Source organism: Actinacidiphila sp. bgisy160, from assembly GCF_965342435.1.
Lineage (GTDB): Bacteria > Actinomycetota > Actinomycetes > Streptomycetales > Streptomycetaceae > Actinacidiphila.
This window is the reverse complement of the sequence record NZ_CBDRCM010000004.1, coordinates 1-12,986: the sequence shown is the minus strand read 5'-3', so window position 1 is coordinate 12,986 and position 12,986 is coordinate 1. Positions and strand designations below refer to the sequence as shown.

The window sequence follows — 12,986 nt, the reverse complement described above, 5'->3', positions numbered from 1 at the left end:
TTCAGCCCCGACCCGTGCCCACGGCGGCGACCAGGGCGGCCAGGGCGTCACCGAGCCGGTCCAGCCCGTCACCAGGGGCGCCACCGGGCTCCGTCATGTACCCGTCCCGGCGGATCTCGACCATCAGCGCCGACACCTCGCGGACCTCGCCGTAGTGCTTCAACGGCACGTAGGTGCCGGCGAACGGTGAGTCGAACCCGACCTCGCCGCACGACGCGAAGGCCTCGCGGGCCGCGTCGAGCAGCCAGGGCGGAGTGTGGAAGATGTCGGTGCCCAGGCAGACGGCGGGGCGGGGCCCGTCGCCGTGCAACTCGTAGGGGAGCGGCGCGCCGGGGTAGGAGTGCACGTCGATGACGACCGCCCGTCCGGTGGCTTCCAGCCGGTCCTGCACGGCCGCCGTCATGGCGGCCGCGTACGGCTCGAAGTAGGTTTCCAGCAGGGCCCGTTCGTGCTTGCGGTCGTCCTCGCGCAGCGGCGCCCCGTGCGAGGTGCGGGTGTAGACGGCGCCCATGCCGACGGCGCGCATCTCCTCCCGTTCGTCCGGGAACCGCTCGGGGTCGACGACAAGCCGCGACAGGCGGTTGGTGAACTGCCAGGCCCCGGTTGGCGCGGCGGCGCGCGCGGCGATCAGGTCGGTGTACGCGTCGGTCATGTGGTCGAGTTCGGCCGCCAGCCCGGCGTCGTCCAGGAGGATGCGCTCACGGACGTGCCCGGGGACGGCGCGGGCACTGTGCGGAACGTGGAGGAGCACCGGTGAGTCCGGCGCGCCCTCGGTGATCCGGAAAGCCTCTTCGTTCATTTCTCCACCCCTCCCCGGCCCCCGCCGGTGTGACCCGCCGTCGCGGCGGGCGTTGATCAGTACAGATGCCATCGCCGGCGCCGGCCATCGGTCGCCACCCGCAGTGCGTTGACGACGCGTCAGAACAGCGGCTCCGGCAGGACACCCTCCAGGGCCAGCAGCGAGCGCTTGATGTCGAGCATGCGCAGGCCCCCGCCGAAGCCTCCGATGCCCCCGTCGCTCTCCAGGACCCGGTGACACGGGACGACGACAGGCAGCGGGTTGGAGCCCATGGCCACCCCCACGGCCCGGGCCGCGCCCGGCTCGCCGACCCGGTTCGCGAGGTCCTGGTAGCCGACCACGCTGCCGAAGGGGACGCCGGCCGACAACTCGCGCAGCACACGGCGGTTGAAGCCCGTCGTCAGCGACCAGTCGAGGTCGAGGTCGAAGGTGTGTCGCTCCCCGGCGAAGTAGGCCTCCACCTGGCGTATCGCCTCGTCCAGCCGGACTCCCGCGGCGCTCGCGGGCCCGGGCCTGCGCGAGGGCACGGCGCCCAGCCGGGAGCAGATCCGCTCCAGTACGGCGGGCGCCTCCTCCTCCCCGGTCCGGAAGGCCACGTGGACCAGGCCCTGCCCGGTCGCGGCGAGCAGCAGCCGCCCGATCGGTGCCTCCAGCACCGTCCAGGCGACCTCGGCGGAAGGGGTCTGCGGTTGCGTCACGGTCCCCAGGGTAGGACGGGGCACTGACAGCCGGTCCGGACGCGGTCCCGCCGGTCCCCGCTCCGGCGACGGCAACCGGCCGCACGCTCCGCCACCCGGGAGGGTGGCCGTTCTCGACAGGTGTGTCACAGGCAGTGGTTGACAGGTCCCGGGAGGGGATGGGGCGCGCATGACGCGAAACGACTTCGTCCCCGCCGTCCGCCGCCTCGCCCGTGAACAGGACCGGGTCACCACTGTCGCCCAGCTCGCCGCGCTGGGCGTGCCGCAGAGCAGGCTGCGCGAATGGTGCCGACCCGGCGGCCGGTGGCAGCGGCCACTGCCACGGGTGGTCGTCCTCCAGCCCGGTCCGCTCAGTGCCGCCCAGCGCTCCAGGGCGGCCCTGGCCTTCGCCGGGTACCCGCAGGTCCCGGCCATGATCACCGGTGTTGCGGGGCTCGCCCTGCACGGGGTCGAAGTGGCCGCGCCGCCGTGCGGTCTCCCGGTGGTGGACGTGCTCGTCCCGAGCGAGCGCCGCATCCGCACCCACACCTGGGTGCGGGTCCACCACGGCCGCGGTCTCCCCGCGCCCGGGACCGTCGATGGTGTTCCCGTGGCGCCGGTGGCCCGGGCCGCGGCCGACGGCGTACGGGAGTCGATCGACCCCGAGTGGGCCCTGGAGGTGGTCCGCGAACTGGTCATAGCGCTCGGCGTGCCCGCTCCCGTGCTCGCCGCCGAACTGGGCGGTGCGGTGCTCGCCCGGCGCCCCGCCGTGGCCGCCCTGCTGGACGCCATGGACGCCGGCCCGCGCGCCGCCTCCGCCGAGCCGAAGGCCCGCGCCTTGGTGTCCCGGTCCGGGCTGCGGCAGCCGCTGTGGCGTCCCACCCTCCAGTTCGACGGCGCCTTCCTGGGTACGCCCGACGCCTACTGGGTGCGCGACGGCCTCGTCCTGGACCTCGGCCCGGGCGCCGGGCGCGGCCGGCTGGAGTCGCTGGGACTGCGTGTGCTGCGGGTCGCGCCCGCCGCGCTCACCCGCAGTCCTGCCGAGGTCGTCGCCGCCCTGCGCACGGCGCTGGCAGCAGGGCCGTACGGGCCGCTGGAACGGATCACGGCGCTGCCCGGGGCGATGTGACGTCCGGGTGTACGCGGCGGCCGCACGGGAGCCGTCGCGCGCGGTCACGAACCCGAGGGCGAAGCCGTCGGCCCCCATCCCGCGCGCAGCACCCTCCATGTCGTACGCGGTGGAGCGCGAGGCGTCCACGTACGGGCTGAAGGCCACCGCGGCCACCGGTTCGCTCCCCTCGGGCGCGCGGGGTGCCGCGGAGCCGGCGGGCTCCGTGCCGGTGAGGAGGGAAGCGGTCGTGGCGGCGACGGCGACCGCCACGAGTCCGGTGATCAGCTGTGCCGTGCGGCTCTTCACGACGGAGAGACCATCTGCCCCGGAAATCCAGGATCTCACTTCCCCGGAATTTTGGAAAAGGGTCCGCGATTCATTCGTGGGATTAATTCGCCGGGGGGATCCGTGGAATTCAAGGAGGGGATTTACTGCTAGCATTCCGCCCATGCATTTCCTCTCCCGGCGGGCGTGTCCCCGTGGGCAGTCCACGGCGGAAGGGCCCGTGTTCGTCGACGCCTCGGGCCGCCGGGCGCGCATTATCCGGCGCGCCGGACTGGCCGTCGGGGTCGCCTGCGCGGGATATGCCGTGCTGCTCGGGGTGGCTTTTGTGGGAGGCACCCCTTTCGCGCCGGCGACCCTGATTCCGGGCGCCGACGTCCCCGGGGGCGCGTCGGCGCAGGCCGGGGCGGGTGGAAGAACCGGCGGTGCCGCGGAACGCGTCGCGAGCGCCCCGGCCGCCGTCCACGCCCCCAATCCCGCGGTCCGCGGCCCTGCCACGGCGCCCACCGTCGTCGCGGCCGCCGAGGTCACCCCCTCCGCCACCGCGGGCCGTGCGACGGCCTCCGCCGGTCCCCGCGGGACCGGTGCCACCGCGACGGCGAGCACCTCCCCGCGGCCCACGACCCACCGCACCCCCACCGCCAGTGCCCCGCCGTCCGCCTCCGTCCCCGTGACACCCGGTCCTGACACCCCCGCCTTCCCCCCGGGCGACGCGGGCGGCGACCCGGTACCCGGTGACGGCTGGGACGACTGAGCGGCCATGACGCGGACGGCCCGGCACGCGGCACCCGGCGCGATCACCAAGGTGGCGTCGGCCGGTCGGCAGGCCGTACCCAGACCCCGCGTCGTCATGGCCGTGCTGGGGCTGTGGGCGCTGGTGTGCGTGCTGCTGCTGGACGGCTACCTGCACTCGGAGATCGGCAACGACAGCCGTGTCCACGAGTCCGGGAGCGCGGGCCGGGTGCCCGCCTCCGTCCTCGACGGCGGGCCGGTCCTGACCTTCGACGCCGACGGCGAGCCCGTCAGCCACACCCTGCCGCCCCGGACGATCGCGCTCACCTTCGACGACGGCCCCGACCCCCGGTGGACCGCGAAGGTGCTCGCCGTACTGCGCGAGCACGACGTGCCGGGCACCTTCTTCGTCGTGGGCCAGCTGGCCGCCCGGTACCCCGCGCTCATCCGCGACATCGTCGACTCCGGCGGCGAGATCGGCGTCCACACCTTCTCCCACGTCGACCTGGCGTACCAGAGCAGGGGAAGGATCGACCGCGAACTCGCCCAGACCCAACTGGCGCTCGCGGGCGCCGCGGGCATCACCACCTCCCTCTTCCGGGCCCCGTACTCCTCCGAGCCCGACGCCGTCGACGACGCCACGTGGCCCGTCTACCGCTACCTCGGCACCAAGGGCTACATCAGCGCCTTCGTCGACACCGACAGCGAGGACTGGCGGCGCCCCGGCGTCGCCGGCATCGTCCGCGGCGCGACCCCGAGCGGCGGCAAGGGCGCCTCGGTGCTCTTCCACGACGCCGGGGGCGACCGCTCCCAGACCGTGGCGGCGCTCGGCACGTACATCGACGCCATAAAGGCGAAGGGATACACCTTCACCACGCTGACCGCGAGCCTGGGCGCCACGACCGCCAACCACCGGGCGAGCGGCGCCGAGTTGTGGCAGGGTCGCGCCCTCGTCGGGGTCGTGGCGCTGGCCGAGTTCACCATGCCCGTCCTGTTCTGGCTGCTCGTCGTGGTCGGCGTCGCCGTCCTGGCCCGCTTCGCCCTGATACTCGTCCTCGCCCGCCGGCACGCCAGGATCCGCGGCCGCCGCCGCTTCAGATGGGGGCCACCGGTCACCGAACCGGTCAGCGTCATCGTGCCCGCCTACAACGAGAAGGAGTGCATCGCCAACACGGTCGGCTCGCTCGTGTCGAGCACCCATCCGGTGGAGATCATCGTGGTGGACGACGGCTCGACCGACGGCACCGCCGGCATCGTCGAGGCGATGGGCCTGCCCCAGGTGCGTGTCGTGCGCCAGGAGAACGCGGGCAAGGCCGCCGCGCTCAACCACGGCCTGGAGTGCGCCCGTCACGACCTCGTCGTGATGATGGACGGCGACACCGTCTTCGAGCCCGACACCGTGCACCGGCTCGTCCAACCCTTCGCCGACCCCCGCGTGGGCGCCGTCGCGGGCAACGCCAAGGTCGGCAACCGCGCCACGCTGATCGGCTCCTGGCAGCACATCGAGTACGTGATGGGCTTCAACCTCGACCGCCGCATGTACGACCTGCTCGGCTGCATGCCCACCGTCCCGGGCGCCGCCGGCGGCTTCCGCCGCGCCGCACTGCTCTCCGCCGGGGGCATGAGCGGGGACACCCTCGCCGAGGACACCGACGTCACCATCGCCCTGCTCCGCGCGGGATGGCGCGTGGTGTACGCCGAGCACGCCCGGGCCTGGACCGAGGCGCCGGGCACCATCGGCCAGTTGTGGCGGCAGCGGTACCGCTGGAGCTACGGCACCATGCAGGCGCTGTGGAAGCACAGGCGCTCCCTGGTGGACCGCGGGCCCTCCGGACGCTTCGGCCGGGTCGGCATGCCACTGGTCGTGCTCTTCCAGATCGTCACGCCCCTGTTCGCGCCGCTGATCGACCTCCTGACCGTCTACGGCGCCGTCTTCGTCGACCCGGTCAGGTCGCTCGTCTCCTGGGCCGCACTGATGAGCGTCCAGGTGATGTGCGCGGCCTACGCCTTCCGCCTGGACGGCGAGCGGTACCGGCACCTGCTGATGCTGCCGCTGCAGCAGATCGTCTACCGGCAGTTGATGTACCTCGTCCTGATCCACTCCTGCGTCACGGCCATGACCGGAGGCCGGCTGCGCTGGCAGAAGCTCGAGCGCACCGGCGAGGTCGGCTCCCCGCAGGCGTCCGCGGGAGCCGCCCGATGACCGCGTCCGACACCTCCTCCCTGCCCCGGCCCAGGGCCTCCGGCCGGCACGCCGCCCGCCGCGGCGCGCGGGCCGTCACCCGCGCCGTCCCTGGCGCCCCGGGCGGCCGCGACCGCTACCTGGACCTCCTGCGCGTCCTGGCGCTCGTCCGCGTCGTCACCTACCACACGTTCGGCTGGCCCTGGCTGAGCCTGGCGTTCCCCTCCCTCGGCGTGATGTTCGCCCTCGCGGGCTCGTTCATGGCGCGGTCGCTGGAGGGGCCCGCACTGCCGGTGGTGCGGCGCCGGCTGCGCAGGCTCCTGCCGCCGCTGTGGTGCCTTGGCGCCGTCCTGGTGCCGGCGATGCTGTTCCACGGCTGGGCGCCCGGCGAGCACCACGCAGCACGCTGGTGGGCGCGGCTGCTCCTGTGGGTGGTGCCGGTGGCGGACCCGCCGGGCAGCGCCTGGGCCGAGCAGGCCACGGGGGTGCTCTGGTACGTGCGTGCCTACCTGTGGTTCGTCCTGCTCTCGCCCCTGCTGCTGCGCGTGTTCCGGCGGTCGCCCTCCGCCACGCTCGTCGTCTCCCTCGTCCCCATCGTGCTCCTGCAGACGGTCTGGAGTCCGCCGGAAGGCCGGGCCGGGAGCGAGGTCATCGACCTTGCGACCTTCCTCACCTGCTGGCTGCTCGGCTTCGCCCACCGTGACGGGCTGCTCGACCGCGTGCGGGCGGGACTGGTGCTGGTCCTGGCCGCCCTCGCCATGGCGGCCGGCGCCTGGTGGGCCTCGTCCCACCGCGTGGACGGCTCGCACGACCTCAACGAGATCCCCCTCGCCCAGGCCCTGTGGTCGGCCGGCCTCGTGCTGCTCCTGCTGCGCTTCCGGCCATGTGCCGGCCTGGTCGAGCCGGCCGGGCGGATCCGGCCGCTGGACCGGCTGGTGCGGATCGTCAGCGCGCGGGCCGTGACGGTCTACCTGTGGCACGAGGTCGCGCTCATGCTCAGCGTCCCCCTGATCGACCTGATGTGGCGGGTCAGGGCCTTCGAGCTGTCGCTGCCGCTGGGCAGCACCTGGTTCCAGTTCGGGGTGGCGTGGGTGCTGATCGCGGTGGCCATGCTGCTCCCGGGCCTGGTGGAGGACCTTGCCGCGGGGCGCCGTCCCCGCCTCCTGCCCTGATCCGGGCCGGTCGGAGCCGGTTGTCAGTGGGGGGTCGTACCGTTGACCCATGCGGCCCGTATCAGACATCGAACGCAGTGTGGCGCCCTTCGAGGTCGTCAGCCCCTACCAGCCCAGCGGCGACCAGCCGACCGCCATCGACGACCTCGAGCGGCGCATCCGCGCGGGTGAGAACGATGTCGTCCTGCTCGGCGCCACGGGTACCGGCAAGTCGGCGACCACGGCCTGGATGATCGAACGGCTGCAGCGCCCGACCCTGGTCATGGCGCCCAACAAGACGCTGGCCGCCCAGCTGGCGAACGAGTTCCGCGAGCTGCTGCCGAACAACGCGGTCGAGTACTTCGTGTCGTACTACGACTACTACCAGCCCGAGGCGTACGTCCCGCAGACGGACACCTACATCGAGAAGGACTCCTCGATCAACGAGGAGGTCGAGCGGCTGCGCCACTCCACCACCAACTCGCTGCTGACCCGCCGCGACGTGGTCGTCGTCGCCTCGGTGTCCTGCATCTACGGCCTGGGCACGCCCCAGGAGTACATCGACCGCATGGTCCGGCTCAAGGTCGGCGACGAGATCGACCGGGACGCCCTGCTGCGCAAGTTCGTCGACATCCAGTACGCGCGCAACGACGTGGCGTTCACCCGCGGCACCTTCCGGGTGCGCGGCGACACCATCGAGATCTTCCCGGTCTACGAGGAGCTAGCCGTCCGCATCGAGATGTTCGGCGACGAGATCGAGGCCCTGTACACGCTGCACCCGCTCACCGGTGAGATCGTCACCGACGACCAGCAGCTGTACGTGTTCCCCGCCACCCACTACGTCGCCGGCCCCGAGCGCATGGAGCGCGCCATCGCGGGCATCGAGAAGGAGCTCGGCGAGCAGCTCGCTGTCATGGAGAAGCAGGGCAAGCTGCTGGAGGCGCAGCGGCTGCGGATGCGCACCACCTACGACATCGAGATGATGCGGCAGATCGGCACCTGCTCCGGCATCGAGAACTACTCGCGGCACATCGACGGCCGTGAGGCGGGCTCCGCCCCCGACACCCTCATCGACTACTTCCCCGAGGACTTCCTCCTCGTCATCGACGAGTCGCACGTCACCGTGCCGCAGATCGGTGCCATGTACGAGGGCGACGCCTCCCGCAAGCGGACCCTGGTCGACCACGGCTTCCGCCTGCCCTCCGCCCTCGACAACCGGCCGCTGAAGTGGGAGGAGTTCCTGGGGCGGGTCGGTCAGACGGTCTACCTGTCGGCCACCCCGGGCAAGTACGAGCTCTCCCGCGGCGACGGCGTCGTCGAGCAGATCATCCGCCCGACCGGCCTGGTCGACCCCGAGGTGATCGTCAAGCCCACCAAGGGGCAGATCGACGACCTGGTGCACGAGATCCGGGTGCGCGCCGAGCGCGACGAGCGCGTCCTGGTCACCACCCTCACCAAGAAGATGGCCGAGGACCTCACCGACTACATGCTGGAGCTGGGCATCCAGGTGCGGTACCTGCACAGCGACATCGACACCCTGCGCCGGGTGGAGCTGCTGCGCGAGCTGCGTGCGGGTGAGTTCGACGTGCTGGTCGGCATCAACCTGCTCCGTGAGGGCCTGGACCTGCCCGAGGTGTCGCTTGTCGCCATCCTCGACGCCGACAAGGAGGGCTTCCTGCGCTCCGGCACCTCCCTGATCCAGACCATCGGCCGTGCTGCGCGCAACGTCTCCGGCCAGGTCCACATGTACGCCGACAAGATCACCCCGGCGATGGAGAAGGCCATCGACGAGACCAACCGGCGCCGGGCCAAGCAGATCGCCTACAACGAGGAGCGGGGGATCGACCCGCAGCCGCTGCGGAAGAAGATCGCCGGCATTCTGGACTCCTTCGCCCGCGAGGACGCCGACACCGAGGAGCTGCTGGGCTCCGGCCGCCAGCGCTCGCGCGGCAAGGCACCGGTGCCGGGGCTGTCCGCTAAGGCGGGCGAGAAGCGCGCCGCCAAGAGCCTGCCCGCCGCCGAACTGGCCGAGCTCATCGGCGAGCTGACCGACCAGATGCACGCCGCCGCCGCGGATCTGCAGTTCGAGGTCGCGGCCCGGCTGCGCGACGAGGTGGGCGAGTTGAAGAAGGAACTGCGGCAGATGCGGGAGGCCGGGGTGGCCTGACCGTACCGGCTGTCGAATCTCTTGCCGAACCACGGTGCCCTACCCGTGCGTCTCCCCATAGGGTGCGGAGCAACCGCACGTCGGCAAAACGGTTGAGAGGGGACAGCGCGTGACGGTCAATATGACCAAGGGTCAGAAGATCAGCCTGCAGAAGTCGGACGGGGGGACCCTCACGGCGGTCCGTATGGGGCTCGGCTGGCAGGCCGCCCCGCGTCGCGGTCTCTTCGGTTCCCGTACCCGGGAGATCGACCTTGACGCCTCCGCGGTCCTGTTCGCCGACAAGCAGCCCGTGGACGTGGTGTTCTTCCGGCACCTCGTCAGCGATGACGGCTCCGTCCGGCACACCGGCGACAACCTGGTCGGCGGTGCCGGACAGGGCGGTGACGACGAGTCGATCCTGGTCGACCTGCAGCGGGTTCCGGTGCACATCGACCAGATCGTCTTCACCGTCAACTCCTTCACCGGGCAGACCTTCCAGGAGGTGCAGAACGCCTTCTGCCGCCTGGTCGACGAGACCAGCGGGCAGGAGCTCGCCCGCTACACCCTGACAGGAGGCGGTGGCTACACCGCCCAGATCATGGCGAAGGTTCAGCGCAACGGTGACGGCTGGTCGATGACCGCGATCGGCTCCGCGGCCAACGGCCGCACCTTCCAGGACCTTATGCCGGCGATCCTGCCGGCGCTCTGACCGGGCACAGGGGGGCGCGGGCATGACCATCGAGCTGGTCCACGGGCAGAACCATCCGCTTCCCGGCACCTCGCTGGAGGTACGGGTGTCGGCCGGCACGCCGGTGGTGGCCGGTGTCTCGCTGGGCGACGGGCAGGGGCGCGTGAGCGGCCCCGGGTCCGTCGCCCACCCCGGGGCGCCGCGGCTGCCCGGCATCGAGGTGCCCGCGCGCCTCGCCGCCGAGCAGCGCGTCACCGCGGACCTGGCGGCCGTCCCGGCGGACGTGGACCGCGTCCACGTCCTGCTGGCGCTGCCGCCGCTCGCGGGGGCGCCGACCCGCTTCGGGGCCTGTCCCGCGCCCCACCTGACCGTCGCCGGACCCGACGGGATACCGGTGGTGAGCTTCACCGCCACCGGGCTCGGCGCCGAGGCCGCGATCGTCGTCCTGGAGCTCTACCGTCGCCAGGGCGCCTGGAAGGTGCGGGCGCTCGGCCAGGGGTACGCGGGCGGGCTCGCCGAGCTGTTGCGCGACCAGGGGCTGGGCCGCTCCGACGCGGACGCGGTGGCCGCCCGCGTGGCGGACGCCGTACGCCCCGCGCCCGCGCTGCCCAGCACGCCCTCCGCCCCGCCTCCCCCGGCCTCCCCGCCCCCGCCTCCCCCGGCCTCCCCGTCTCCGCCACCCGCGGACTCCGTGCCGCACATGGCGACCCCGGCGTCCGCGCCCGTCGCGGGTGACGCCGCGGGCTGGAGCATGGAGGAACGGCTCTACAACCAGGTCTGGGGCATGTTCGAGGACCTGGCCCGCACCATCGCGGCCTACCGCAGCGCCGTCGACTTCGCCGAGTCCCGGCTCGACCAGGAACTGGACACGCTCCTCGCCGACCCGCGCACCCGCGTCGGCCCCGCCGCCGAGGCCGCCCGCGACCAGGCCAGGGCCCGCCAGGCCGAGCTGGTGGACCGGGCCCGTGCCGTGCTCGACCGTGATCTGGCACAGCTGACCGCCGAGGCCGAGGTGGTCGAGCCCGCGCTGCCGGCGCCCTATGCGGGCTGGGAGAGCCCGGTCTGGCACGGCTACCGCGTCCCTGCCGAGCCGCCCATGGCGGTCCGGCTCGGCGACCTCCACCTGCCCGAGCGTCCTGAGCTGCGCGTCCCCCTGCTCGTACGGCTGCCACTGGAACGGGGTCTGTGGGTGGACAGCGCCCAGGACCGCCGCCGGGCCGTGGACGTGGCCGTGGCGCTCGCCGCCCGACTGCTCGCCTCCCACCCGGCGGGGGAGTGCGCCGTCCACGTGATCGACCCGGCGGGCTCCGCCGTGACGGCGCTGACCCCGTTCACGGACTCCGGCGCGCTGCGCGAGCCGCCCGCCACCGGCGCCGCCGGGGTGGCGGCACTGCTCGCCCGGCTCACCGAGCGGGTCGACCTGGTGCAGATGGCCCTGCGCGCCGGCGTGCCCTTCGAGGTCCCCCCGGGCGTCGACCCGGCCCGCCAGGTGCTGGTGGTCAACGACTTCCCGTACGGTTTCGACGACCGGACGATCAACCAGCTGCGCTACCTCGCCGACGAGGGCCCGCAGGTCGGCGTCCACCTGGTGGTGGTCGCCGACCGCGACGACGCCCGCGAGTACGGTCCGCTGCTCGACCCGCTGTGGCGGTCGCTGATGCGCCTTACCCCGCAGCCCGACGACCACCTCGCCGACCCCTGGGTCGGCCACTCCTGGACGTACGAACCGCTGCTCGCCCCGGCCGGCAGCGCGGTCCTGTCGCAGGTGCTGCGCCAGGTGGCCGCCGCCCGCCGGACGTACGACCCGGGCCGCCACTGACCGTTCGATCGGGCGACAGGGCCCAGCCTCGCCCTCCTCGACAACCATCACGATTGACCGTTGCTTTACTCTCTTTACCTTTCCTTGGGATTTCATGTACTCTCCTTTACGCGGAGGGGAGTACTCCCTGCATTGCGGTGCCTCCCGTCATCACGGGCCGAAACGGCCCCGGGACACCGGCCCCGGCCCACGGGCCCGGGTGGAAGAGACCTCCGGCAGCGACAACGCTGACAATCGCCAGCCCATCTGCCGGAGGCATCGCGTGGATGTATCCCTGACCCTCTGGGCGCTGACCATCGCCGGTCTGTGCGCCCTGATCGCCGCCGACTTCTTCATCGGGCGCAAGCCCCATGAGGTGTCGGTCAAGGAAGCGGGGATCTGGACCGTCGTCTGGATCGTCCTGGCCGCCCTGTTCGGGCTCGGCCTGCTCCTCCTCGCCGGCGGACAGCCCGCGGGCGAGTTCTTCGCGGGCTACATCACCGAGAAGTCGCTCAGCGTCGACAACCTCTTCGTCTTCGTCCTGATCATGGCGAAGTTCGCGGTGCCGTCCCAGTACCAGCAGCGCGTCCTGCTCTTCGGCGTGCTCATCGCGCTGGTCCTGCGCGCGGTCTTCATCGCCGCCGGCGCCGCCATCATCGCCAGCTTCGCCTGGGTCTTCTACATCTTCGGCGCCTTCCTCATCTGGACCGCGTGGAAGCTGATCCAGGAGGCCCGTGCCGAGGAACACGACGAGGAATTCGAGGAGAACCGGCTGCTCAAGGCCGCCGAGCGCCGCTTCGGCGTCGCCGACCGCTACCACGGAACCAAGCTCTTCATCCAGCAGAACGGCAAGCGGGTCATGACCCCGATGCTCGTGGTCATGCTGGCGATCGGCACCACCGACGTCCTGTTCGCGCTGGACTCCATCCCGGCGATCTTCGGCCTCACCCAGGACCCGTACATCGTCTTCACCGCCAACGCCTTCGCCCTGATGGGCCTTCGCCAGCTGTACTTCCTCATCGGCGGCCTGCTGAGGAAGCTCGTCCACCTCTCCTACGGGCTGTCGATCATCCTCGGCTTCATCGGCGTGAAGCTCGTCCTGCACGCCCTGCACGAGTCGGGGGTCCACGTCCCCGAGATCAGCATCCCGTTCTCCCTCGGCTTCATCGTCGTGGTCCTCGCCGTCACCACGGTGACCAGCCTCATGGCGTCGAGGAAGCAGGCGACCGCGGAGCAGCACGACGAGGAGCACGTCGACGCCTGACCGTGGGGCCACCCCGCCGTTCGTCCGCCGCGTCGCGGAACTCGATCGCGGTCCCGGCCGCCGACGCGGCGGCGATCCGGGCCATATAGGGAAGGACGCGCACGTGGGTCCGATGCCCCGCGTGCGCGGGGGTGGGGGAGGACAGGGGGGGGCGGC

At 72.4% G+C, this 12,986-nt stretch carries 10 protein-coding genes; 8 read left to right on the top strand and 2 right to left on the bottom strand.

Features of this window, described 5'->3' with window-relative positions; all coding sequences use genetic code 11:
• Position 1: 1 nt before the first annotated feature.
• Both ACRWNP_RS05700 and ACRWNP_RS05695 read right to left on the bottom strand, forming a co-directional pair.
• A complete protein-coding gene (locus ACRWNP_RS05700) occupies positions 2-799 on the bottom strand; it encodes an N-formylglutamate amidohydrolase (protein WP_431959849.1) in 798 nt (265 codons plus the stop codon).
• Between the two features lie 119 nt (positions 800-918).
• Positions 919-1,497 carry a methylated-DNA--[protein]-cysteine S-methyltransferase gene (locus ACRWNP_RS05695; protein WP_431959848.1) on the bottom strand — a complete coding sequence of 193 codons (579 nt, stop codon included), beginning with the start codon at positions 1,495-1,497 and terminating at the stop codon, positions 919-921.
• A gap of 169 nt (positions 1,498-1,666) precedes the next feature.
• Between ACRWNP_RS05695 and ACRWNP_RS05690 the strand changes: the two genes are divergently transcribed.
• The 8 genes from ACRWNP_RS05690 (at position 1,667) to ACRWNP_RS05655 (ending at position 12,830) form a co-directional block, all read left to right on the top strand.
• Positions 1,667-2,605: a hypothetical protein gene (locus tag ACRWNP_RS05690; protein ID WP_431959847.1), complete on the top strand. Its 939-nt coding sequence runs from the start codon at positions 1,667-1,669 to the stop codon at positions 2,603-2,605.
• A 430-nt stretch (positions 2,606-3,035) separates the two neighbouring features.
• Positions 3,036-3,623: a hypothetical protein gene (locus tag ACRWNP_RS05685; RefSeq protein ID WP_431959846.1), complete on the top strand. Its 588-nt coding sequence runs from the start codon at positions 3,036-3,038 to the stop codon at positions 3,621-3,623.
• A gap of 6 nt (positions 3,624-3,629) precedes the next feature.
• The gene (locus tag ACRWNP_RS05680; RefSeq protein ID WP_431959845.1) at positions 3,630-5,804 is read left to right on the top strand and encodes a bifunctional polysaccharide deacetylase/glycosyltransferase family 2 protein; all 2,175 of its coding nucleotides are present in this window, start codon (positions 3,630-3,632) and stop codon (positions 5,802-5,804) included.
• Positions 5,801-6,955, top strand: coding sequence for an acyltransferase family protein (locus ACRWNP_RS05675; protein WP_431959844.1), 1,155 nt, complete (start codon positions 5,801-5,803; stop codon positions 6,953-6,955). Before ACRWNP_RS05680 ends, ACRWNP_RS05675 begins: the two co-directional genes overlap by 4 nt.
• A gap of 49 nt (positions 6,956-7,004) precedes the next feature.
• Positions 7,005-9,101, top strand: a complete 2,097-nt coding sequence (uvrB, locus tag ACRWNP_RS05670; RefSeq protein WP_431959843.1) for an excinuclease ABC subunit UvrB — start codon at positions 7,005-7,007, stop codon at positions 9,099-9,101.
• A 109-nt stretch (positions 9,102-9,210) separates the two neighbouring features.
• Positions 9,211-9,789: a TerD family protein gene (locus ACRWNP_RS05665; RefSeq protein ID WP_431959842.1), complete on the top strand. Its 579-nt coding sequence runs from the start codon at positions 9,211-9,213 to the stop codon at positions 9,787-9,789.
• Positions 9,790-9,811: 22 nt separating this feature from the next.
• Entirely contained in the window at positions 9,812-11,587 is a 1,776-nt protein-coding gene (locus tag ACRWNP_RS05660) for a TerD family protein (RefSeq protein WP_431959841.1), read from the top strand.
• A 262-nt stretch (positions 11,588-11,849) separates the two neighbouring features.
• The gene (locus ACRWNP_RS05655) at positions 11,850-12,830 is read left to right on the top strand and encodes a TerC/Alx family metal homeostasis membrane protein (RefSeq protein ID WP_431959840.1); all 981 of its coding nucleotides are present in this window, start codon (positions 11,850-11,852) and stop codon (positions 12,828-12,830) included.
• Positions 12,831-12,986: the final 156 nt, after the last annotated feature.